The organism is Mycobacterium conspicuum, assembly GCF_010730195.1.
Lineage (GTDB): Bacteria > Actinomycetota > Actinomycetes > Mycobacteriales > Mycobacteriaceae > Mycobacterium > Mycobacterium conspicuum.
Genome location: NZ_AP022613.1, coordinates 5,472,646 through 5,495,304, shown reverse-complemented (window position 1 = coordinate 5,495,304; position 22,659 = coordinate 5,472,646). Strand labels below are relative to the sequence as shown.

The window sequence follows — 22,659 nt, the reverse complement described above, 5'->3', positions numbered from 1 at the left end:
CACCGATGTTTGAGGGACCTGTCCAGGATCTGATCGACGAGCTTGGCAAGCTGCCCGGTATCGGACCCAAGAGCGCGCAGCGTATCGCGTTCCATCTGCTGTCAGTCGAACCGCCGGACATCGACCGGCTCACCGCCGTGTTGGCCAAGGTCCGCGACGGCGTGCGGTTCTGCGCGGTGTGCGGCAACGTCTCCGACGAGGAGCGCTGCCGGATCTGCGCCGACCCCCGCCGCGATGGTTCGCAGGTCTGCGTCGTCGAGGAGCCGAAAGACGTCCAGGCCGTCGAGCGCACCCGCGAATTCCGCGGCCGCTATCACGTGCTGGGTGGGGCGCTGGATCCGCTGTCCGGCGTCGGTCCCGACCAACTGCGGATCCGCGAGCTGCTCAGCCGCATCGGTGAGCGCGTCGACGACGTCGACATCACCGAGGTGATCATCGCCACCGACCCCAACACCGAGGGCGAGGCGACGGCCACCTACCTGGTCCGGATGCTGCGCGACATCCCGGGACTGACAGTCACGCGGATCGCGTCCGGGCTGCCGATGGGCGGGGACTTGGAGTTCGCCGACGAGTTGACGTTGGGCCGCGCGCTCAGCGGCCGCCGCGCCATGGTCTGACGCGACTCCGATCTGTTCTTGCGCGAGCGTGACGTGGCTGCGATTTCCCGCCCGGATTTTCGCGGCCCGGTCACGCTCGCGACGATCTAGCCGGTGACGACGGCGAAGTTGTTGCTGGTCGCCCAGGCCTGTTCGAAGGTGGCGACGGACACCTGCTCGTCGCGGCCGACCGAGGAACCGGTGTCGTTGAGGTGCACCATCCCGGCCCTGGTGTCGATGCCGGTGACCACCACGAAGTGGTTCTCCACGCTGCGGTCACCGCGCTTGTTCCAGATGATTTTGTCGTTGACGCCGGCGATGATCTTGCGGCCGTGGTCCAGATCCTCGATGAGCGCGTCAGTGTTGGTGTGGAGCGAGGAGGCCGGAATTCCGTAGTGCGCCAGCAGCGGCTGCAGGTCGCTGTTGCTCGTTCTGCTGCCGGGCTTGTAAATCGGTCCGGAGTGGTTCACGCTCAGCACGGTTTCCGCCACGGCCGTGACCTCGTCCTCGGTGGGCTGGCGGCCGGTGATCTCACCGACCACGTCGGCCGCGGCCATTTCACCGCAGTCGTAATCCTGTCGCTGGTAGCGCCAAAACGGCGCGGCCGCGGCCGGGTCGCCGTGCATCCCTTCGGCGGTGGCGTGTGGGGCGGGAGCGGCTTGGGCCGCACCGGCGAATCCGATCGCGGCAACGCTGAACACAACCGCGAGTCCGCTGATCGATACCGACGCGTTTGTCATGAGGGGCCCATTCTCTCGTGCCGGCGTGCGCGCGTTGCGGGATTGAAAACACTCTCGCCGATGACGCGACTGCGCCTCACCGCGCCGTGAGCCGCTCGCGGCGCAGCAGGTCCACCTCGGGCAACTGCAACGGCGCCAGCTTGCCCACCACCCTGCCGAGCAGCAGATCGGCGAGCTCCGGGTTGCGGGCCAGACACGGTCCGTGCATATAGGTCGCGAACACGCTGCCCTGAACGGCGCCGTCGAAACCGTCACCGCGCCGGTTGCCCGCGCCTTTGACCACGGCGCTCAGCGGCGCCGCCGCGGGGCCGAGCACGGTGCCCCCGCGGTGGTTCTCGAAACCGGTGAGACGTTGGCTCAACCCGGCCACCAACGGCTTGCCGACCAGCTCGCCGATCGTGCGCGCGTCCTGCGGCGACGTGGTCGCATCCAGCAGGCCCACGCCGTCGACCCGCTCACCCGCCGACGTCTCATACCAGTGCCCCAGCACCTGGACGGCCGCGCAGACCGCGAGCACCGGCGCACCGCGCTCCGCCGCGCGCTGCAGTCCGGGGTATTTGATCAGGTGCCTGGTGGCCAGTCGCTGCGCGTAGTCTTCCGCGCCGCCCAGCGTGTAGAGGTCCAACGACTCCGGAACGGGATCGGCGAGCGTGATCTCGACAACCTCCGCGGCGATGCCGCGCAGCAGCAGCCGTTGGCGCAGCACCACGGCGTTGCCGCCGTCGCCGTAGGTGCCCATCACGTCGGGCAGCACCAGTCCGATGCGGACGACCGAATCAGCCATGACGGGCCAACCTGCGCTGCAGCTGAAGGAACGCGGTGTAGTTGGCGACGACCTCGACCCGGCCGGGTGGGCAGGACGCGATGGCCGCCACCGTGTCGTGCACCAGCGTGTGCTCGACGCCGGCATACCCCAGACGCACCGCCAGGTCGGTGCCGCGTTCGCCGGCGGCGACTATCGGCCTTTTGAAGGCCGTTGTCTCGAAGTGCTCGAAGCGCACGTCCCACAGCCAGGACAGGTCCTCGCCGTCGGGGATCTGCCCGTTGACCGAGATGACTACCCCGGCCGCGTGCTTGTCGACCATCGACAGCGCCTCCTGCCAGCCGGCCGGATTTTTGGCCAGCAGCATCCGCACCTCGTGTGCGCCGATGCGCACGGTCCGGTAGCGCCCGGCGACCTCGTCGACCCCTGCGACCGCCGCCACCGCCGCCGCCGGGTCGGCGCCCAGCGCGACGGCGGCGGCCACGGCCTGCGCGGCGTTGCCGCGGTTCACCGAGCCGGGCAGCGCCAGCCGCATCGGCAACGCCAGCCCGTCGGGACCGTAGAGGGTGTCGTCGTCGAACCACCAGTGCGGACTGGGCCGCTTGAAGTCGGCGCCGGTCGAATACCAGTGGCCCTGCTCGCGGACGATGACTTCGCCGCTGCGGGGGCAGCTGACCGAGTCGTTGGCCCACGAACCGCCCGCGGCCACCCACACCACGTTCGGGCTGTCGTAGGCGGCCGAGGTCATCAGGACGTCGTCGCAGTTGGCGATCACCACCGCCTTGGGGTGCTCCGCAAGCCCGGCCCGCAGCGCGCGTTCGATCACGTTGATCTCGCCGACCCGGTCCAGCTGGTCGCGCGAGAGGTTGAGCAGGACGATGGCGCTCGGCTCGACCGCGTCCGAGACGTGCGGCACATGCATCTCGTCGACTTCCAGCGCCGCCAGCGGGGCCTGCCGGTTGGCGGCCAGCGCGGCTACCAGGCCGGCATCCATATTGGCGCCTTCGGCGTTGGTGGCCACCGGTCCCAACGTGCCCAACGCGGCCGCGGTCATCCGGGTGGTGGTGGATTTGCCGTTGGTCCCGGTTACGACGACGGTTCGCCGGCCCGCGCCGAGCTGACGAAGGATCGAGCGATCCAGCGTCATCGCCACCAGGCCGCCGATCATCGCGCCGGCCCCGCGTCCGGTGACCCGCGACGCCCATCGCGCGCCGGAACCGGCGGCGAGGGCCAGGCGCGCACGGGTGGTTACCACCCGCGCAGTTTAAGGGCGATCGCAAGCGCGGCGCTTTGCGCCGGGCGCAGCGGGTCGTCCTCATCGGGTCAAGGGCGATCGCAAGCGCGGCGCTTTGCGCCGGGCGCAGCGGGTCGTCCTCATCGGGTCAAGGGCGATCGCAAGCGCGGCGCTTTGCGCCGGGCGCAGCGGGTCGCCTGCGTCGAATTGAGACGCGACACGACCCGCGGCGATCCAGGCAATGTCGGTCCGGCGTGCCATTCTCAAGCCATGAACCGGATTCCCTGGGGTCGGCCGGCCAGCCAGCCGGTTGGGGGATGGGCCGTCGTCGATGTCGAGACCTCGGGCTTTCGGCCAGGTCAGGCCCGAATTATCAGCATTGCCGCCCTTGGCCTCGACGCTGCCGGCCGCGTGGAGCAATCGGTGGTCAGCCTGCTCAATCCCGGGGTGGACCCGGGCCCAACCCATGTGCACGGCCTGACGGCCGCCATGCTGGAGGATCAGCCGGAATTCGGCGACATTGTCGGTGACGTGGTCGAGGTGCTGCGGGGCCGCACGCTGGTAGCGCACAACGTCGCGTTCGACTATGCGTTCCTGGCCGCCGAGGCCGAGATCGCAGGCGCCGAGCTGCCCGTCGACACCGTCATGTGCACCGTCGAACTGGCCCGACGGCTCGACCTCGGCATCGACAACCTGCGGCTAGAGACGCTCGCCGCGCACTGGGGTGTGATCCAGCAACGTCCACACGACGCCTTCGACGACGCCATGGTGCTGACCGGGGTGCTGTCAGCGGCGCTGCGGCGGGCACGCGAACGTGACGTCTGGCTGCCGGTGCATCCGGTGACGCGACACCGCTGGCCCAACGGCCGGGTGACCCATGATGAACTGCGACCGTTGAAGGTGCTCGCGTCCCGAATGCCGTGCCCCTACCTCAACCCCGGGCCCTACGTCGCGGGCCGGCCGCTAATCCAGGGCATGCGCGTCGCCCTGGCCGCCGAGGTGGGACGCACCCACGAGGAACTCGTCGAGCGGATCCTGCACGCCGGGCTCGCCTACACCGACGTCGTCGACCGCGACACCTCGCTGGTGATCTGCAACGAACCCGCCCCCGAGCAGGGCAAGGGCTACCTGGCCCGACAACTGGGGGTACCAGTGGTTTCCGACGTGCAGTTCATGGACTGCGTGCGACGAGTGGTGGGCGGCACCGGCATGGAGGAATTTACCGACCTCACCACGGTCGATCACCAGCTCGCGCTGTTCTGACCCACGCGGCCCACGCGGCGGTTCGGCGACATCGCGCTGACTGCCCGCGTTTTCGATGTTGGGAAAATCAAACATCGACACCGTTGAAGCGCTATGTGATGAATTCTTGACATCAGATTTCCTCATACGTAATGTGATGAAATGTCAACATCGGAGATGATCGCACGTTCGGCGCCAGCGCTCGGGCGTGCGCTGCGCGCCGCGCGCCAGGCTCGGGGCATGACCCAGAGCGAACTTGCTGAGCGATCTCGAACCAACCGCTTTTCCATCGCCCAACTCGAGGCCGGCGAAACCACCAAGGCGATGGAGAAGCTGTTCGAGGCACTTGCGGCGCTCGAACTCGAACTGGTTGTCCGCCCGCGCCAGGGCTGGAAAGCCCGATGAATATCGACTTATGGCTGGGCGGAGTACTCACTGCGCAAGCCATTCTGAAACCAGGCGGGCGCAAAGTGGTGATCGAGTACACCGACGAGGGTCGTCACGGCTACGGCGGTGGTGCGCCCATCCTGTCCTGCTCCCTGCCGTCCACGGCCGGACCGAATGCACCCACGGCCTCACGGGCATTCTTGGAGGGCCTGCTTCCGGAAGGTCGTGCATTGCAGACGGCCGCCGCTCGGTTGCGCGGGGTTGAACTCGATCTGGCGGGCGCTCCTGCGACCCCCTCCGACGTCGTGGCGCTGCTTGCAGAATACGGGCGGGAGTGTGCCGGCGCAGTCGTCGCCGTGCCCAGCGGAGAAGGGTTGCCATCTGGAGGCCATCCGTCTAACCCGCTGACCGAACAGGACCTTGCCGATCTGATCCGAAATCTCCCGATGAAGCCACTGGGGGCCGACCCCGCCAAGGGAATCCGGATGTCCCTTGCCGGCGCTCAGGACAAACTGCTGCTGACCCGTGTCGACGGACGGTGGTGCATACCCATCGACGGCTATCCGTCTACGCACATCGTCAAGCCCACCACGGTGTGGCCCCACAGCGCCGAGAACGAGGCGCTAATACTGAGCCTGTCGCGGGCATGCGCCCTGTCGCACAACGAGGCGTGGGTCGAGCGGATGGGCGACACTGCCGTGCTCGTTGTCGAGCGATATGACCGCAGCGTCACCAGCGACGGAACGATCGAACGCCTGCACCAGGAAGACATGTGCCAGGCCGTCGGGCTGCGGCCGAAAGACAAGTACCTGATCGGTCGGCCGTCCGATCGTATGGTGCGTGTGCTTCGCGAATTCGCCGAATCCCCGCAGCGGGAAATAACGGCCATCTACAAGCAAGTTGCGTTCCGCGCGCTCGTCGGCGACGAGGATGGCCACGGTAAGAACTACTCGTTGATCTTGTCTGAGGGAACAGTCGAAACAGCTCCTCTGTATGACTCGCTATGCACGTTGGAGTATCCCGACCTGTCCGGAACGATGGGCACGAAGATCGCCGCCCAGCAGACGCTGGCCAAGGTAGATCGACAGGCACTTGCCGACGAGGCGAGGGCGATGGGTCTCCCGGCCGCAGTTGCCGAACACGCTCTCGATGAACTCGTTGCTCACGTTCGATCCGGCATCGCAAACCTCTCCGCCGACATCACCGAAGGCTGGGCCTCGGAACACGTGATTGAGACCGTCCTTGCGCGGGCGAAGCGACTAGAAGCGGGGGAGCGGCTCGGCGCAGCCAGCGTTCCACGACGGCCAAGCCGAACACTGGACGCGGCCACCGTTGACCGACGTGGAACCGGCCCTGCCAGTTAAGCCGCCGGCGGCCACTATCCGTAGGACGAGGCGTAGCGCCCTAGTCTCGGGACGCCCGGTTGACCGCCGAGACGACGGCGCGCAGTGACGCCGCGGTGATCGACGGCGCGATCCCGACACCCCAGACCGTGCGCCCAGCCACGGACGCTTCGACGTAGGCCGCCGCCTGGGCTTCTTCGCCGGCACTCATGGCGTGCTCGGAGTAGTCCAGGACGGAAACGTCGAAACCGACGCCGCCGAGCGCGTCGACGAAAGCGGCTAGCGGGCCGTTGCCGGCGCCCTTGATCTCGGTCTCGACGCCGTTGACCTTGACCGTTGCGGTGATGCTGGTGGTGCCGGTGTCCTCCTCGGAGGCATCGACGTGCTGCCTGACCCGTTCCAGCGGCAGGATCGGCCTCAGGTACTCCTCGGAGAACGCGTCCCACATCTCTTTGGGCGAGACCTCACCGCCCTCCCCATCGGCGATCTTCTGAATCACCTGCGAGAACTCGATCTGCAGCCGCCGCGGCAGGGCCAGGCCGTGGTCGGCCTTCATGATGTAGGCCACCCCGCCCTTGCCGGACTGCGAGTTGACCCGGATCACCGCCTCGTAGGTGCGCCCGACGTCCTTGGGGTCGATCGGCAGGTAGGGCACCTGCCAGAGCATGTCCTCGACGTCGGAGTCCGCGGCGTCGGCGTCGATCTTCATCTGGTCCAGGCCCTTGTTGATGGCGTCCTGGTGGCTGCCGGAGAACGCGGTGTAGACCAGGTCGCCGCCGTAGGGGTGGCGTTCGTGCACCGGCAGCTGGTTGCAGTACTCCACCGTGCGCCGAATCTCGTCGATGTTGGAGAAGTCGATCTGGGGGTCCACACCGCGGGAGAACAGGTTCAGGCCCAGCGTCACCAGACACACGTTGCCGGTGCGCTCGCCGTTGCCGAACAGGCAGCCCTCGATGCGGTCGGCGCCCGCCTGATAGCCCAATTCGGCTGCGGCGACGGCGGTTCCGCGATCGTTGTGTGGATGCAGGCTCAGGATCACCGACTCCCGGTTGGCCAGATTGCGGCTCATCCACTCGATCGAATCGGCATACACGTTGGGCGTGGCCATCTCCACGGTGGCGGGCAGGTTGAAGATGATCGGGTCGTCCGGCGTCGGGGCGATGATCTCGCCGACGGCGTCGCACACCTGCTTGGCGTACTCGAGCTCGGTGCCGGTGTAGGACTCCGGCGAATACTCGAACCGCCAACGAGTGTCCGGGTATTTGGCGGCCTCCTCGACGCACTTGCGCGCGCCATCGGTGGCGATCGCCTGCACGGCGGCCCGGTCGGCGCGAAACACCACGCGGCGCTGCAGGATTGACGTCGAATTGTAGAAGTGCACGATCGCTTGCCGCGCGCCCCGGCACGCCTCGAAGGTGCGCTCTATCAGCTCGGGTCGGCACTGGGTCAGCACCTGGATCGTCACGTCGTCGGGGATCGCGCCGTCGGTGATGATCTCGCGGACGAAGTCGAAGTCGGTCTGGCTGGCTGACGGGAAGCCAACCTCGATCTCCTTGTAGCCCATGCGCACCAGCAGGTCGAACATGCGGCGCTTGCGGGCCGGGCTCATCGGGTCGATCAGCGCCTGATTGCCGTCGCGCAGGTCGACCGCGCACCACAGGGGTGCCTGAGCGATGACGCGATCGGGCCAGGTCCGGTCGGGTACCCGGATGGGCTCTACTTCCTCGGCGAAGGGCCGGTACCGGCCGACGGGCATCGAGGTGACGCGCTGGGGGTTCCAGCTGGGCTGGCCGGGCCGAGGCGGGCCGGCGGGTTTTACGATCGTCCGCGCCGAGCTATAGGCGTCGGGGCTGGCGGATTCAGGAAAGTTGTTCACGGTAGTTGCTCCGGGGATATCAGAAGGAAACCTCAGACCGGCGCATCGCGAACGCCCGCGACGGGAAGCCGGTCTGGATCAGACCCCGTCGCGGCGTCCGAGGAGGAGCACCCGCTGCACGTTTGTGCACTTTACCGTGCTTTAGCCCGGCGCCAAAACGGCGGTCACGTCCACCGGCCGCCGACGCCGCGGAGCCCGCCATTTCGAGGAGCCGACGACGGACTTAATCTGACAACGATCTTTCGCGAGGAGGGACCAGTGAGCGAGCACGAAGTACGGATGATCGTCTTGTCGACCGATGACCTGGACGAATCAATCCGGTTTTACAGCGAGACCCTGGGCATGCCGCTGAAGTTCCGGGACGGGGCCCACTTCGCGGCCCTCGACGGTGGCGCGGTCACGCTGGCGCTGGCGACCCCGGTGGACCATCCCATCCCCGGGCAGGTGGTCGTCGGCATCAAGACCGCTGACGTGGACGCGGCCGCCAAGGCCGTCGAGGCCAGTGGCGGGGGCATCGTCAAGGGCCCCTACGACGACGCGCACGAGCGTCGCGCCGTGGTTTACGACAACAAGGGCAACGGCCTGGTCTTCTACAGCCCGCTGGCCCGGTGAACTCGCACTACTCCTAGGGCACCCGCCCACTCGGCGGACGGCGTTGCGCAGGTTATCTGCGCTGCGGGGCTCAACGTCTGATCGAACGCCGGGCGCACGTATCCTGTTGTCGACCTGAAATCCCACCCGAAAGAGCAACAGTGGCGCTCGTCGTGCAGAAATACGGCGGATCCTCGGTGGCCGACGCCGACCGGATCCGTCGCGTCGCCGAACGCATCGTCGAGACCAAAAAGCAAGGCAACGACGTCGTCGTGGTGGTCTCGGCGATGGGCGACACCACCGACGACCTGCTGGACCTGGCTCAGCAGGTGTGCCCGGTGCCGCCGCCTCGCGAACTGGACATGCTGTTGACGGCCGGCGAGCGCATCTCCAACGCCCTGGTGGCCATGGCGATCGAATCGCTGGGTGCGCAGGCCCGCTCCTTCACCGGCTCGCAAGCCGGCGTGATCACCACCGGCACGCACGGCAACGCGAAGATCATCGACGTCACACCGGGACGCGTGCAGGACGCGCTGGCAGAAGGCCGGGTGGTGCTGGTCGCCGGATTCCAAGGCGTCAGCCAGGACACCCGCGACGTCACCACGCTGGGACGCGGCGGCTCCGACACCACCGCGGTCGCCCTGGCCGCGGCGTTGAAAGCCGACGTCTGCGAGATCTACACCGACGTGGACGGGATCTTCAGCGCGGACCCGCGGATCGTGCCCAACGCCCGCAAGCTGGAGACGGTCACCTTCGAGGAGATGCTCGAGATGGCCGCCTGCGGCGCCAAGGTGCTGATGCTGCGGTGCGTGGAATACGCGCGGCGCTACAACCTTCCCGTGCATGTCCGGTCGTCCTATTCGGACAAATTGGGCACTGTCGTCGTCGGATCGATCAAGGACGTAACCATGGAAAGCCCCCTGCTCACCGGAGTCGCGCACGACCGCAGCGAAGCCAAAGTCACCGTGGTCGGCATCCCCGACATCCCCGGTTACGCGGCCAGGGTCTTCCGCGCGGTCGCCGACGCCGACGTGAACATCGACATGGTGCTGCAGAACGTGTCCAAGGTCGAAAGCGGCAAGACCGACATCACCTTTACCTGCCCGCGCGACCTTGGGCCGATCGCGGTGGCCAAGCTGGACTCGCTCAAGGACGAGATCGGGTTCACCCAGCTGCTCTACGACGACCACATCGGGAAGGTGTCGCTGATCGGGGCGGGCATGCGCAGCCATCCCGGCGTTACGGCGACCTTCTGTGAGGCGCTGGCCGAGGTGGGTGTCAACATCGAGCTGATCTCCACGTCCGAGATCCGCATCTCGGTGCTGTGCCGCGACACTGAACTAGACAAGGCCGTCGTCGCGTTGCATGAGGCGTTCGGCCTCGGCGGCGAGGAGACGGCGACGGTGTATGCGGGGACGGGGAGATAGATGGTTGCCATCGGTGTAGTCGGTGCCACCGGTCAGGTGGGCCAGGTGATGCGCGCATTGCTCGACGAGCGCGACTTCCCGGCGACCTCGGTGCGGTTTTTCGCGTCGGCCCGCTCGCAGGGCCGCAAGCTGCCGTTCCGCGGCCAGGAGATCGAGGTCGAAGACGCCGCGACGGCCGACCCGACCGGATTGGACATCGCGCTGTTCTCCGCGGGCAAGACGATGTCGCTGGTGCAGGCGCCGCGGTTCGCCGCGGCGGGGGTGACGGTGATCGACAACTCGTCGGCGTGGCGCAAGGACCCGGACGTGCCGCTGGTGGTGTCGGAGGTGAACTTCGCAAGAGATGTCGCCGCGGGGCCCGGGTCTCTCAAGAAGGGCATCATCGCCAACCCGAACTGCACCACCATGGTCGCGATGCCCGTCCTCAAGGTGCTGCACGACGAAGCCCAGCTGGTGCGCCTGGTGGCCTCGACCTATCAGGCGGTGTCGGGCACCGGCCTGGCCGGGGTGGCGGAACTGGGCGAGCAGGCCCGCGCCGTCGTCGATGACGCCGAACAGCTGGTGCACGACGGCGCCGCGCTGGCATTCCCCGCGCCGAAGGCTTACGTCGCGCCGATCGCCTTCAACGTGCTGCCGCTGGCCGGGTCGCTGGTGGACGACGGCTCGGGGGAGACCGACGAGGACCAGAAACTGCGCAGCGAGAGCCGCAAGATCCTCGGCATTCCCGACCTGCCCGTCAGCGGCACCTGTGTGCGCGTTCCGGTGTACACCGGGCATTCGCTGTCGATCAACGCCGAGTTCGCGCGGCCGCTGTCGCCGGAGCGGGCCACCGAACTGCTCGACGGGGCGCCGGGCGTGAAGCTGGTTGACGTGCCGACGCCGCTGGCCGCCGCCGGAGTCGACGACTCGCTGGTCGGCCGGATCCGGCGCGACGAGGGCGTGCCCGGCGGACGGGGTCTGGCGCTGTTCGTCTCGGGCGACAACTTGCGCAAGGGGGCGGCGTTGAACACCATCCAGATCGCCGAGCTGCTGGCCGCCGAGTTGTGATCACGGCCGCGCGGCGCTTCGTGTTTGCCGCGTGTCTGCTTGCCCCGCAATGCTTTTCGGTCGCCCACGCCGATCCTGCGGCGCCTGTCCCTCAGCCGATCCTGCCGCCGCTGGCTCGGGGTCAGGTATTGCGGATCGGCCCGACGGCCGGCACCGGCACCCCCACCGGTGACTACGGCATCGGCGCGACCGACCTGTGTGAGTTTGTCGATTTCCCCACCGAGTTGCTGCAGGTCTGCGGCGACAGCTTCGCCGGCCAGGGCGTGGGGTTCGGTGGCTGGTACTCGCCCATCGCGCTGCACGTCGACACGTCGTCGGTCGATGACCCCGCCGGCGTGCGGTACACGGGCGTCACCGGAATCAGCAAGCCCCTGCTGGCCGACCCCACGCCGCCCGGCACCTCGCAGCTGCCCGCCGGAGTGGTGGAGATCAACCGGCACAACTACCTGATGGTGACCACCACGAAGAACCTGGAACCGCAGAATTCGCGGCTGGTGCTGGCCGAGCCGGCCCGCGCCGGGTGGCAGACCATCGCGGGAACCCGGCGCGCCGCGTCGTACCAGGGCGGCGCGCAGACGCAGATCAGCGGGTACTACGACCCCATCCCGACCCCCGATTCGCCGAGTGGGTGGGTGTACATCGTGGCCAACAGCTTCACCCGGAGAGATCCGGTGACGCTGTATCGGGCGACCCCGCAGACCTTCATCGACCGGTCCACATGGCAGGGGTGGGCCACCGGACCCGACGGTGGCTGGGGCAAGAAGCCCACGCCGCTATGGCCGGACAAGGTGGGTGAGATGTCCGTCCGCCAGATCGACGGCAAAACCGTGCTGTCCTATTTCAACGCCGACACGGGCAACATGGAGGTCCGGGTCGCCATCGATCCGACGTCGCTGGGCGATGCCCCGGTGACGACGGTGGTGCAGCACGATGAGTGGCCCGACCCGGCGGAAAGCCTGCCGCCGCCCTACGACAATCGACTCGCGCAGCCCTACGGCGGATACATCTCACCCGGCTCGACCCTCGACGAGTTGCGGATCTTCGTCAGCCAGTGGGATACCCGTGCTCGGGTTTCGGCGCCGTACCGGGTGATCCAGTTCGCGGTCAATCCGTTCAAGCCCTGATCGGAGGGCGAACTGCAGTAGTGCGCTACTGAGGTCGTCCCACCTTGTGCGTGTGACGGTTCCCAAGTGGAGCGGTATCGCGGGGACTGAAAGGGGAACGGCCGTGTCGTACGTAATCGCATTGCCCGAGATGCTGACCGCGGCGGCGACGGATTTGGCCCGTATCGGCTCGGAGCTCAACACCGCCAATGCGGCCGCGGCGGCCCCTACGACGGGGATCGTGGCCGCGGCGATGGATGAGGTATCTGCCGCCATCGCGGCCCTGTTTTCGAGTCACTCGCGGGACTTTCATGCGCTCAGCGGTCGGGCCGCTGCGTTTCATGCGCAGTTTGAGGGCGCGGTGAACAGAGCCGGGAGCGCCTATGCAGCCGCCGAGGCGGCGAATGTGTCGCCGTTGGCGGCGGTGGTGTCGGCGGCGCAGAGCCTGGCGGTGTTTTCGCCCGTCGCCGCCGCGACGGGGCGCCCGCTGGTCGGCAATGGCGCCAACGGGGCGGCGGGGACGGGCCAGGCCGGCGGCGACGGCGGTTGGCTGTACGGCAACGGCGGTAACGGCGCGTCCGGCGTGCCCGGTGGTGCCGGCGGTAAGGGCGGTTCGGCCGGCCTGATCGGGAATGGCGGCAAGGGCGGTGACGGTCAGCCCTCGTTGTCCTTTTCCGATCCAGGCAGCGGATTCGCTGGGGCTGGCGGTGCCGGCGGTGCCGGTGGGCTACTTCTCGGCACCGGGGGCATGGGCGGCAATGGCGGCGAAGGCTTGTATGCCGGTGGTCGGGGTGGTGCCGGCGGTGCCGGGGGCCTGGTGTTCGGCGCCGGTGGGGCTGGTGGCACCGGGGGCAACGCCGACGGCGCGCTCTCCCCGGCTGGCACTGGGGGGGCCGGAGGTAATGCCGGGCTGATTGGCAACGGCGGCGACGGCGGCGCTGGCGGGCAGGGCGGTCCCGAAGGGTTTTGGGAAGGCGGCAACGGCGGCGACGGCGGCCGCGCGATGCTCATCGGCAACGGCGGCCACGGTGGCCATGGGGGAAGCGGCGACTCTTCCGGCTTCGGCGGCGATGGCGGTGCGGCCGGGGTGATCGGCAACGGAGGAGCCGGCGGTCAGGGCGGGGATAGTCCGGGCAACGGCTTCGGCCATCAGGGCGGGGCGGGCGGCGACGCGTTGCTAGTTGGCAACGGCGGCCACGGTGGCGCCGGCGGAAGCGGCGTCTTAGGCCCCGGCCCGGGCGGCGCCGGCGGTAAGGCCGGACTCATCGGTAAGAACGGTGCAAACGGAGAGCCGTAGCCGCGGGCCTGCCTTACCCAGTGCTGCTGCGGAGACCCGACGCCGGACCGGTTCTTCTAACGAGCCCCCCCGCGCCCTAGACTTCCCGAAATGAGCGCCTATCAGACCGTCGTAGTCGGCACCGATGGCTCGGACTCTTCGATGCGTGCGGTGGACCGCGCAAGCGCGATTGCTGCGGAGCACGGCGCAAAGTTGATCGTCGCGACGGCGCATCTCCCGGTCCCCGAGGAGAAGGGCCGCTACGCCATTCCACCCGGGAGTGATCACGGCCAGGACTACCGGTTGGTGGGCGAGGCCCCGTATTACCGGATCCTGCAGGACGCCCGGGAGCGGGCACACCAGGCCGGAGCCAAGGACGTCGTGGAGAAGGCGATCGTCGGCGCCCCCGTCAACGCGCTGGTGCACCTCGTCGAGGAAGTCGATGCCGACCTGCTGGTCATCGGCAACGTCGGTCTGAGCACCGTCGCTGGGCGACTGCTGGGATCGGTTCCGTCCGAAGTCTCGCGCAAGGCCAAGACTGACGTCCTGATCGTCCACACCACCGGCTGAGCAATTGCGGAGAACCGGGCTATTCTTCCAACTCGTCCAACCAGGAGATGATTGCGTCCCGCTTGTTGGGGTGCTGCGGGTCGAGGTCATGGCGCACTCCCTCGCGTGACCACTCGGCGTGCCAGATGGCTCCGGTATGCAGGTAGCGGACCTTGATGGTGGTGTCGCCTTTGTTGTATTGCTGCATGACGGACGACGACCAGATAAGTTCCCACCCCCGTTCCACCGCCGCCCTGCCGATGATGTTTCGCAAAACCATGATCGCCCCACAAGCCCCGGCTCTCCTTAGCGAGTGCTCTAGTCGGCGAGCTGATCGTGTGTCTGTTGCAAACCTGGGCCGTCCGGGTCGTCGTTTTGATGTTCCATGCGCTCTTCGGTTTCGCGCTGCTCTTCGGTTGGCTGCGTCGCGTCGGCGGGCACCGACCGCGGGTTGCTATTCATTCCGCTAGGGTCACCCGCGGCCCGGGATTCGAAACGTGTTTCGAACATGCGTGCGACGGCTATCCCCGTCGTCATGACGACCAACGACATGAACCCGGAGAAAGATACGGCCGACTGGGTGACCGGCGACGAGCCGATGACCGGTCCCCAGCGCAGTTACCTGAACACGCTGGCGCAGGAGGCGCGGCTGGAGGTTCCGGAGGATTTGACCAAGGCGCAGGCGTCGGAGCTCATCGATGAGTTGCAGCAGCGGACCGGACGCGGGGCCGAATAGCTTATTGGCAGGTAGGCGGCGGTTTTTAGCTCATAGCTGGTACTTAACTAACGCATAGCGGCGGCTATTGGTCACGCCCGCATCATGTGTCTCATGAGTGAAACATCTGAAACCCCCACCGTGCGGACTGCTACCGCAACTGCGCCGCCGCCCGACGCTCCCGTCGAGGTGGTACACCGGACCCCTCGGGTCTTCCAATTCGCGGCCTGGGTCGCGATCGTCGCCGGGATCGTCTTCATCGTCTCGGTCATCTTCTTCAGCGGCTACGCCCTCGGCAAGCATTCGGGTCACGGGCATCACCACGGCCACAGGCACCACTCGATGATGGGGCATCCGCACCGATTCGGTGGTCCTGGCGGGCCCGGCGGTCCCTGGGGTGCACCGGGGGCGATCCCGCCGGGTGCGCCTGCGCCCGCGGCTCCGGGCGCGCCCGGACCGAGTCAGATCCCGTCGTCGGTCGTGCCATCGCACACGCCGTAGGGGACTGCAGGTATAACCCCGGCGGGCCAACCTAGTAGCCCGGCGCTCGCCTGAGCGCCGGGCTACGCGTCGGTCGCCATAACCGCCGCCCAACTGCGGCATCTCAATTCACAGCAAGTTTGTGACCGAAACCTGTTACTGCGGTTATCAGCTAGGCAATATTCAAGGCATGACTGAAACGCCCGAACCCTCGACCCCGCCGACGTCCGTCGCCGCGGCTCCACCGCCGCCCCCGCCGCGGGCCAAACCGCCCAGACTCTACGCCGTGGCGGCGTGGGTCGTGATCGTCGCCGGCATCCTCTTTATCTTGTCGGTCATCTTTTTCTCCGGCGCAATAATCCTCGGGCACAACAACTGTCACCACTTTCACCATGGCGGGTTCAAGCCCGGTGGGCCGCCCGCGTGGGGGCCGCCGATGGTCTATGGACCCTGGCAGCCTGGCGGGCCCGGCATGCCTCCGCCGCCGGTCGGTGGACCTGGTGGTCCCGGCGGTCCGTTCGCTGGTCCGATGGGCCCGGGCGGCCCGAGCCAGTTGCCGACGCCTCCGTCCCCGCCTCCCGCCCCGTCGCCACGTCCCTAGCGCCGCAAACCGGACTCGGTGTCGGTTTGGTGACCGCCGAGGGTAGCAACCCCAAAAGCTGAGATTGATTGGCGCACAACATCATTGGTTACGTCTTGCAGTGTCGAGGAGTCGGTGCTGTCACCTGATCTCGGCAAGAAGGTCGGAGAAGGAGTGCGGACTAACTTGGGGCAGTAGGAGTTGGACGACGGGATCGTCGTGGGCCTGGCATGATCGAGAGCCATGCGGATGTCCGCGACGGTGGCCAGCGTCGTGCTGGGCGTAGGCGCAGCCTTCGGGAGCCCGGCCGCGCAAGCCCACCCGTCAGATCCGGGAGTGGTGTCCTACGCGGTCCTCGGCAAGGGGTCGGTCGGCAACATTGTCGGCGGCCCGATGGGGTGGGAGTCGGTGTTCACCCAGCCATTCCAGGGTTTCTGGGTCGACCTTCCGGTGTGCAACAACTGGGCCGACATCGGGTTGCCGGAGGTGTACAACGACCCCGACCTGGCGTCGTTCAACGGAGCCACCGCACAGACGTCGGCAACCGACGAAACCCACCTCGTCAAGCAGGCAGTGGGGGTATTCGCCACCAATGACGCCGCCGGCCGGGCCTTTCATCGAGTGGTGGACCGAACCGTGGGCTGCGCGGGACAGACCACCGCACTGCACCTGGACAACGGGACCACGCAGGTGTGGTCCTTCGATGGCGGTCCGGCGACCGGTGCCGACGCAAACTGGATCAAGCAAGAAGCGGGCACCGATCGACGGTGCTTCGATCAAACCCGGCTGCGTGAAAATGTGTTGGTGCAGGCCAAGGTCTGCCAATCTGGCAACGCCGGGCCCGCGGTCAACGTGCTGGCCGGCGCCATGCAGAACGCGTTGGGGCAGTAGCGAATGATTTTGGGTACCCAGCTGAGCCGTGCAGCCAAAGCGGTCGGGAACGGGAATATGTCGGTGCCGTCTGGTAGATGAAGTGGTGGCGGCTATCGTTCCGTTAGCTGCGCATCCGGAGGGATCGTGATATGACGCTCGCCGCCAGCAGCGCTCTGCCGGTTTCGAAGAAAACCCTGGATACCCCGTGCCCCGCCGAAGCGGAGGTGGACTCGTCGTCCACGGCCGCGGAGTACATCGCCGAGGGCTGCCTGACGGATGGACCCCTCGGCCGCGTTGGTCTGGAGCTGGAGGCGCACTGTTTCGACCCGGCCGATCCCTACCGCAGGCCGCGGTGGGAGGAAATCACCGCGATACTCAAGCAGCTGCCCCGGTTGCCCGGCGGCAGCGCGGTCACCGTGGAGCCCGGGGGTGCCGTCGAGCTGTCCGGCCCGCCGGAGGACGGCGTCGTGGCGGCCATCGCTGCGATGAGCGATGACCAGGCCGTACTGCGGAGGGTCTTCGCCGATTCCGGGCTCGGACTGGTTTTTCTGGGCTCCGACCCGCTGCGCTCGCCCCAGCGGATCAACCCCGGGTCACGCTACCGCGCGATGGAGCAATTCTTCGCCGCCAGCGATTCCGGAAAGGCGGGCGCGGCGATGATGACGTCGACGGCGTCGGTCCAGGTCAATCTCGACGCCGGCCCGCAGGCCGGCTGGGCCGCGCGGGTGCGGCTGGCGCACGCGCTAGGGCCCACGATGATCGCGATCGCGGCCAACTCCCCGATGCTGGGCGGCGAATTCTCCGGTTGGGTGTCCACCCGGCAATGGGTGTGGGGTCAGATGGACTCGGCGCGCTGCGGGCCGATCCTGGGTGTCAGCGGCGACGACCCGGGGACCGACTGGGCGCGCTACGCGCTCAAAGCGCCCGTGATGCTGGTCAACAATCCGGGCACCGCGGACTGCGCACCGGTCACGCACTGGGTGCCCTTTGCCGACTGGGCTGACGGCCTACAGCTGCTCGGCGATCGCCGGCCCACCGTCGCCGATTTGGAATACCACCTGACCACCCTGTTCCCGCCGGTGCGCCCGCGGCAATGGCTGGAAATCCGCTACCTCGATAGCATGCCGGACGACTTCTGGCCCGCGGTGGTCTACACGCTGGTCGCGCTTCTCGACGACCCGGAGGCCGCCGCCATCGCCGCCGAGGCCGTCGAGCCGGTGGCCACCGCGTGGGACAACGCGGCCCGGCTCGGGCTCTGTGATCGGCGGCTCTACGAGGCGGCCAACCGCTGCGTCGCCGTCGCCGCGGAAAGGGCGCCCGCCGAGCTCACCGACGCGATGGAGCGACTCGTGCGGTACGTCGAAAAGGGCCGTTGCCCCGGTGATGATTTCGCCGACCGCGTGATCGACCACGGCATCGCGGCCGAGGTTGCGCGGGCCGCGCAGCTGACACAAGGGGGCCCGTGACTCCTGCTGATGATTCCGACCCGCTGCGCCCGGCTGCGCCGCGCTTGCGGTCGTCATGTGCCGATGATTCCGACCCGCTGCGCCCGGCTGCGCCGCGCTTGCGGTCGTCATGTGCCGATGATTCCGACCCGCTGCGCCCGGCTGCGCCGCGCTTGCGGTCGTCATGTGCCGATGATTCCGACCCGCTGCGCCCGGCTGCGCCGCGCTTGCGGTCGTCATGTGCCGATGATTCCGACCCGCTGCGCCCGGCTGCGCCGCGCTTGCGGGCGCTACGCCGCGAAGGGCTCGCCGACGATTTGGCGCGGGCGCGCACGCGCACGCTGCGGCTGGTCGATTTCGACGACGCCGAACTGTGTCGGCAGTACGACCCATTGATGAGCCCTTTGGTGTGGGACCTGGCGCACATCGGTCAGCAGGAAGAACTGTGGCTGCTGCGCGGTGGTGACCTCAACCGGCCCGGGATTTTGCCGCCTGCCGTCGAGGGCCTCTACGACGCCTTCGAACACTCCCGCGCGAGCCGTGCCGAGTTGCCGCTGCTGTCTCCGAAGCGGGCGCATTCCTATTGCCGCACAGTGCGATCGGCCGTGCTCGACGCCCTTGACGCGCTCCCCGACAGCAACGGGCAAGACGGCGAGTTTGTGTTCGGCATGGTGGTCAGCCACGAAAACCAGCACGACGAAACCATGCTGCAGGCGCTCAACCTGCGCACCGGCGCGCCGCTGTTGCCGGACACCGTCACGCTGCCCGCCGGCAGGCCGGGCCTGGCCGGAACGTCGGTGCTGGTGCCCGGCGGGCCGTTCGTGTTGGGCGTGGATGCCGGCAGCGAGCCGTACTCGTTGGACAACGAGCGTCCCGCCCACGTCGTCGACCTGCCGGCGTTTCGCATCGGCCGGGTTCCGGTCACCAATGGGGAATGGCGACACTTCATCGACGACGGCGGCTATGACGACTCGCGCTGGTGGTCCGAGCGCGGTTGGCAACACCGTCAGGCCGCGAACCTGACCGCGCCGCAATTCTGGAATTCGTACGGCCGCAACCGATTTGGCCACGCCGAAGAGGTTCCGCCCGATGAGCCGGTGCAGCATGTCAGCTATTTCGAGGCCGAGGCCTACGCGGCCTGGGCCGGGGCGCGGTTGCCGACCGAGGCGGAATGGGAGAAGGCCTGCGCCTGGGACCCGGCGGCCGGCGCCCGCCGTCGCTATCCGTGGGGAGCCGAGGCGCCGACGGAGGCCCACGCCAACCTCGGCGGCGCCGCGCTGCGCCCCGCGCCGGTCGGCGCGTACCCGCGCGGCGCCTCGGCCTACGGGGTCGAGCAGATGCTCGGTGATGTGTGGGAGTGGACCAGCTCACCGCTGCGGCCCTGGCCCGGGTTCGTTCCGATGATCTACGAGCGGTACTCGCAGCCCTTCTTCGACGGCGACTACCGGGTGCTGCGCGGCGGATCGTGGGCGGTGGAGTCCGCCATCCTGCGGCCGAGCTTTCGCAACTGGGACCATCCCTACCGCAGGCAGATTTTCTCCGGGGTCCGGTTGGCGTGGTCTGTCGAGGACGCCTGATGTGCCGTCATCTCGGTTGGCTCGGGCGCGAGGTCGCAATTTCCTCGTTGGTGCTCGACCCCCCGCATTCGCTGCGGGTGCAGTCTTATGCCCCGCGCCGGCAAAAGCACGGCCTGATGAACGCCGACGGTTGGGGCGTAGGGCTTTTCGATTCTTCCTTGCAAGACAATGTAGCGCGGCGCTGGCGCAGCCCGGCGCCGCTGTGGGGCGACGCGTCGTTCGACTCGATGGCGCCCGCACTGCGCAGCCACTGCGTGGTTGCCGCGGTGCGCTCGGCGACCGTCGGCATGCCGATCGAAGCCAGCGCTACCGCGCCGTTCACCGACGGCCGATGGTTGTTGTCGCACAACGGCGTCGTGGACCGGGCCGTGTTGCCGACTGGCTTGCTTGCCGAATCAGTCTGCGACAGTGCGATGCTCGCGGCCACCATATTCGCGCGCGGCCTGGACGCGCTGGGTGAAACGGTCGCGCAGATCGGTGCCGCCGACCCGGATGCGAGGCTTAACGTGTTGGCCGCCAACGGTTCTCGAATGCTGGCTACGGTGTGGGGGGATACCTTGTCCATCCTGCGCCGTGACGACGGGGTCGTGCTGGCCAGCGAGCCGTACGACGACGAGTACGACTGGGAGGACGTGCCGGACCGGCACCTCGTCGAAGTCACTGCCGGCGGTGTCGTGTTGACGCCGCTAGATCCCGCGAAAGGACCTTCATGACGCTGTCGCTGGCCAACCATCTCGGCGCCGACTCGGCGCATCGCGCACTGCGCCGCGATGTATTCGAAGGCCTGCAGGAGACCCCGAAGTCGTTGCCGCCCAAGTGGTTCTACGATTCGGTGGGCAGCGACCTGTTCGACCAGATCACCCGGCTTCCGGAGTACTACCCGACCCGCGCCGAAGCGCAGATCCTGCGGGCGTCCTCGGCCGAAATCGCCTCCGCCAGCCAGGCCGACACCCTCGTCGAACTCGGCGCCGGAACCTCCGAGAAAACCAGGCTGCTGCTCGACGCGCTGCGCGACCGCGGGTCGCTATGCGGATTCGTGCCGTTCGACGTCGACGCCGGGATGCTCTCAGCAACCGCGACAGCCATCCAGGGCGAATACCCGGGCGTCGAAATCAAGGCCGTCTGCGGCGATTTCGAGGAACATTTGACCGAGATTCCCGAAGGCGGTCGGCGTCTGTTCGTGTTCCTGGGATCTACGATCGGCAACCTCACACCCGAACCGCGCGCGCAGTTCCTGGCGACCCTCGCCAACGTCATGCGGCCCGGGGACACCCTGCTGTTGGGCACCGACCTCGTCAAGGACGCCGACCGCTTGGTGCGCGCCTACGACGACGCCGCGGGGGTGACGGCCCAGTTCAATCGCAACGTGCTCGCGGTGATCAACCGGGAACTCGACGCCGACTTCGACATCGACGCCTACCAACATGTCGCACGCTGGAACCTCGACGAGGAGCGAATCGAGATGTGGCTGCGTTCGCAGCGCGGCCAGCGGGTGCGAGTCGGCGCGCTCGACCTGACGGTCGAGTTCGCGGCCGGTGAAGAGATGCTGACCGAAGTGTCATGCAAGTTCCGACCGGACGGGGTGAGTGCCGAATTGGCCGACGCGGGGCTGCGTCGAATCCGTTGGTGGACAGACGATGCCGGCGACTTCGGGCTGTCGCTGGCGGTCAAGTGAGCCCGAGCGACGAGCTGGCGCAACGATGGCGCGCGGCACGCCCCCCGATGGCCGGGCTGCACCTGGACAGCGCCGCCTGCTCGCGCCAGAGCTTCGCGGTGCTCGACGCCACGGCCGAACACGCCCGGTTTGAGGCCGAGGTCGGCGGATACGTCGCGGCCGAAGCCGCCACCCCCGTGCTGGACGCGGGGCGAGCCGCGGTCGCCGCGTTGTGCGGCATGCCCGACGCCGAGGTGGTGTTCACCACCGGCTCGCTCAACGCGCTCGATCTGTTGCTCGGCAGCTGGCCGGCCGAGCGCCGGACGCTGGCCTGCCTGCCCGGCGAATACGGTCCCAACCTGGCGGTGATGGGCGCCTACGGATTCACCGTGCGCACGCTGCCGACCCGCGACCACGGCAGGCTGGCGCTCGATGACGCGGCGTACCAGTTGGAGGAAGACCCACCGGATCTGGTGCACCTGACCCCGGTGGCCAGCCACAGCGGCGTGGTGCAGCCGCTGGCGATGATGGCGCAGCTCTGCCGTGACTTGGGCTTGCCGTTGGTCGTTGACGCCGCGCAAGCGCTGGGCCAGGTGGACTGCGCGGTGGGCGCCGACGTGACGTATTCGTCGTCGCGCAAGTGGATCGCCGGCCCGCGGGGTGTGGGTGTCCTGGCCGTGAAGCCCGACCTGATGGAGCGGTTGCGTCCCAGGCTGCCGGCTCCGCAATGGGCGGGGCCGTTGACGGTGGCCCAGCAACTCGGCTTCGGCGAAGCCAATGTTGCTGCCCGAGTGGGGTTTTCGGTCGCATTGGGAGAGCATTTGGCGTACGGCCCCGAGGCTGTGCGGGCACGGCTGGCCGAGCTGGGTGGTATCAGCCGGGCCGTGCTGGCCGAGGTGCCCGGGTGGGCGGTGGTCGAAGAAGTCGACGAGCCGAGCGCGATCACCACCCTGGCGCCCCTCGACGGCGCGGACCCGCGCGCGGTGCGGGAGTGGCTGCTCACCGAACGGCGGATCCTGACCACGTGCGCCGGGCCGGAGCGAGCGCCGCGCGAGCTGACCACACCCGTGCTGCGGATCTCGCCGCACGCGGACACCCTTCCCGACGACCTGACCACGTTCGCCGAAGGGTTGGCCGCCGCGACGGCAGCCGTGTAGGGAG

25 protein-coding genes are annotated in these 22,659 nt (G+C 68.1%); 19 read left to right on the top strand and 6 right to left on the bottom strand.

Translation table 11 applies throughout. The annotated features are described in order from the left end of the window. The first annotated feature begins 5 nt into the window (after positions 1-5). Positions 6-617: a recombination mediator RecR gene (gene recR / locus G6N66_RS25265; protein ID WP_085232642.1), complete on the top strand. Its 612-nt coding sequence runs from the start codon at positions 6-8 to the stop codon at positions 615-617. Between the two features lie 86 nt (positions 618-703). Here recR and G6N66_RS25260 read toward each other — a convergent pair whose 3' ends face one another. The 3 genes from G6N66_RS25260 to G6N66_RS25250 all read right to left on the bottom strand — a co-directional run bounded on the left by G6N66_RS25260 (position 704) and on the right by G6N66_RS25250 (position 3,354). Continuing rightward, on the bottom strand, positions 704-1,336 hold the full coding sequence (locus G6N66_RS25260) for a C39 family peptidase (protein ID WP_085232643.1): 633 nt from the start codon (positions 1,334-1,336) through the stop codon (positions 704-706). A gap of 76 nt (positions 1,337-1,412) precedes the next feature. Further along, positions 1,413-2,120, bottom strand: a complete 708-nt coding sequence (locus G6N66_RS25255; RefSeq protein WP_085232644.1) for a type 1 glutamine amidotransferase — start codon at positions 2,118-2,120, stop codon at positions 1,413-1,415. Next, positions 2,113-3,354 carry a Mur ligase family protein gene (locus tag G6N66_RS25250; protein WP_085232645.1) on the bottom strand — a complete coding sequence of 414 codons (1,242 nt, stop codon included), beginning with the start codon at positions 3,352-3,354 and terminating at the stop codon, positions 2,113-2,115. The genes G6N66_RS25255 and G6N66_RS25250 overlap by 8 nt, the downstream gene beginning before the upstream one ends. A gap of 249 nt (positions 3,355-3,603) precedes the next feature. Here G6N66_RS25250 and G6N66_RS25245 point away from each other — a divergent pair, with 249 nt between their 5' ends. From G6N66_RS25245 to G6N66_RS25235, 3 genes are all read left to right on the top strand, one after another. Beyond that, complete coding sequence (locus G6N66_RS25245; RefSeq protein WP_085232646.1) at positions 3,604-4,596, top strand: DEDDh family exonuclease; 993 nt, start codon at positions 3,604-3,606, stop codon at positions 4,594-4,596. A gap of 141 nt (positions 4,597-4,737) precedes the next feature. Continuing rightward, a complete protein-coding gene (locus tag G6N66_RS25240; RefSeq protein ID WP_085232647.1) occupies positions 4,738-4,980 on the top strand; it encodes a helix-turn-helix domain-containing protein in 243 nt (80 codons plus the stop codon). After that, positions 4,977-6,326 carry a HipA domain-containing protein gene (locus tag G6N66_RS25235; protein WP_085232648.1) on the top strand — a complete coding sequence of 450 codons (1,350 nt, stop codon included), beginning with the start codon at positions 4,977-4,979 and terminating at the stop codon, positions 6,324-6,326. Before G6N66_RS25240 ends, G6N66_RS25235 begins: the two co-directional genes overlap by 4 nt. 40 nt (positions 6,327-6,366) lie before the next feature. Here the strand turns inward: G6N66_RS25235 and leuA are convergent, their stop codons facing one another. Continuing rightward, complete coding sequence (gene leuA, locus G6N66_RS25230) at positions 6,367-8,181, bottom strand: 2-isopropylmalate synthase (protein WP_085232649.1); 1,815 nt, start codon at positions 8,179-8,181, stop codon at positions 6,367-6,369. A 258-nt stretch (positions 8,182-8,439) separates the two neighbouring features. Between leuA and G6N66_RS25225 the strand changes: the two genes are divergently transcribed. The 6 genes from G6N66_RS25225 to G6N66_RS25200 all read left to right on the top strand — a co-directional run bounded on the left by G6N66_RS25225 (position 8,440) and on the right by G6N66_RS25200 (position 14,195). Continuing rightward, complete coding sequence (locus G6N66_RS25225; protein ID WP_085232650.1) at positions 8,440-8,793, top strand: VOC family protein; 354 nt, start codon at positions 8,440-8,442, stop codon at positions 8,791-8,793. A gap of 140 nt (positions 8,794-8,933) precedes the next feature. Beyond that, a complete protein-coding gene (locus G6N66_RS25220; protein WP_085232651.1) occupies positions 8,934-10,199 on the top strand; it encodes an aspartate kinase in 1,266 nt (421 codons plus the stop codon). Then, positions 10,200-11,246 carry an aspartate-semialdehyde dehydrogenase gene (locus G6N66_RS25215; RefSeq protein ID WP_085232652.1) on the top strand — a complete coding sequence of 349 codons (1,047 nt, stop codon included), beginning with the start codon at positions 10,200-10,202 and terminating at the stop codon, positions 11,244-11,246. It begins immediately after the preceding gene. Continuing rightward, positions 11,243-12,370 carry a DUF4185 domain-containing protein gene (locus G6N66_RS25210; RefSeq protein ID WP_139825170.1) on the top strand — a complete coding sequence of 376 codons (1,128 nt, stop codon included), beginning with the start codon at positions 11,243-11,245 and terminating at the stop codon, positions 12,368-12,370. Before G6N66_RS25215 ends, G6N66_RS25210 begins: the two co-directional genes overlap by 4 nt. Before the next feature lie 103 nt (positions 12,371-12,473). Further along, the gene (locus G6N66_RS25205; RefSeq protein ID WP_085232653.1) at positions 12,474-13,646 is read left to right on the top strand and encodes a PE family protein; all 1,173 of its coding nucleotides are present in this window, start codon (positions 12,474-12,476) and stop codon (positions 13,644-13,646) included. Positions 13,647-13,736: 90 nt separating this feature from the next. Next, the gene (locus G6N66_RS25200; RefSeq protein ID WP_085232654.1) at positions 13,737-14,195 is read left to right on the top strand and encodes a universal stress protein; all 459 of its coding nucleotides are present in this window, start codon (positions 13,737-13,739) and stop codon (positions 14,193-14,195) included. 19 nt (positions 14,196-14,214) lie between these two features. Here G6N66_RS25200 and G6N66_RS25195 read toward each other — a convergent pair whose 3' ends face one another. Both G6N66_RS25195 and G6N66_RS28910 read right to left on the bottom strand, forming a co-directional pair. Next, complete coding sequence (locus G6N66_RS25195) at positions 14,215-14,454, bottom strand: hypothetical protein (protein WP_085232655.1); 240 nt, start codon at positions 14,452-14,454, stop codon at positions 14,215-14,217. A 38-nt stretch (positions 14,455-14,492) separates the two neighbouring features. Beyond that, positions 14,493-14,636 (bottom strand): hypothetical protein, encoded by a 144-nt coding sequence (locus G6N66_RS28910; RefSeq protein ID WP_169721513.1) that lies wholly within the window; start codon positions 14,634-14,636, stop codon positions 14,493-14,495. A 46-nt stretch (positions 14,637-14,682) separates the two neighbouring features. On the opposite strand from G6N66_RS28910, the gene G6N66_RS25190 reads away from it, so the two are divergent. The 9 genes from G6N66_RS25190 (at position 14,683) to egtE (ending at position 22,655) form a co-directional block, all read left to right on the top strand. Beyond that, positions 14,683-14,910: a DUF3072 domain-containing protein gene (locus tag G6N66_RS25190; protein WP_232079412.1), complete on the top strand. Its 228-nt coding sequence runs from the start codon at positions 14,683-14,685 to the stop codon at positions 14,908-14,910. 93 nt (positions 14,911-15,003) lie between these two features. Further along, the gene (locus G6N66_RS25185; protein WP_085232657.1) at positions 15,004-15,390 is read left to right on the top strand and encodes a hypothetical protein; all 387 of its coding nucleotides are present in this window, start codon (positions 15,004-15,006) and stop codon (positions 15,388-15,390) included. Positions 15,391-15,559: 169 nt separating this feature from the next. Beyond that, a complete protein-coding gene (locus G6N66_RS25180; RefSeq protein WP_085232658.1) occupies positions 15,560-15,970 on the top strand; it encodes a hypothetical protein in 411 nt (136 codons plus the stop codon). Between the two features lie 222 nt (positions 15,971-16,192). Next, positions 16,193-16,840: a sensor domain-containing protein gene (locus tag G6N66_RS25175; RefSeq protein WP_085232659.1), complete on the top strand. Its 648-nt coding sequence runs from the start codon at positions 16,193-16,195 to the stop codon at positions 16,838-16,840. A gap of 131 nt (positions 16,841-16,971) precedes the next feature. After that, positions 16,972-18,288, top strand: coding sequence for an ergothioneine biosynthesis glutamate--cysteine ligase EgtA (gene egtA / locus G6N66_RS25170; protein WP_085232660.1), 1,317 nt, complete (start codon positions 16,972-16,974; stop codon positions 18,286-18,288). Positions 18,289-18,548: 260 nt separating this feature from the next. Then, positions 18,549-19,844, top strand: a complete 1,296-nt coding sequence (egtB, locus tag G6N66_RS25165) for an ergothioneine biosynthesis protein EgtB (RefSeq protein ID WP_163645972.1) — start codon at positions 18,549-18,551, stop codon at positions 19,842-19,844. Next, positions 19,844-20,557 carry an ergothioneine biosynthesis protein EgtC gene (gene egtC / locus G6N66_RS25160; protein WP_085232662.1) on the top strand — a complete coding sequence of 238 codons (714 nt, stop codon included), beginning with the start codon at positions 19,844-19,846 and terminating at the stop codon, positions 20,555-20,557. Before egtB ends, egtC begins: the two co-directional genes overlap by 1 nt. Beyond that, a complete protein-coding gene (gene egtD / locus G6N66_RS25155; protein ID WP_085232663.1) occupies positions 20,554-21,519 on the top strand; it encodes an L-histidine N(alpha)-methyltransferase in 966 nt (321 codons plus the stop codon). The genes egtC and egtD overlap by 4 nt, the downstream gene beginning before the upstream one ends. A 47-nt stretch (positions 21,520-21,566) precedes the next feature. Next, a complete protein-coding gene (gene egtE, locus G6N66_RS25150) occupies positions 21,567-22,655 on the top strand; it encodes an ergothioneine biosynthesis PLP-dependent enzyme EgtE (RefSeq protein WP_232079557.1) in 1,089 nt (362 codons plus the stop codon). The last annotated feature ends 4 nt before the right edge of the window (positions 22,656-22,659 follow it).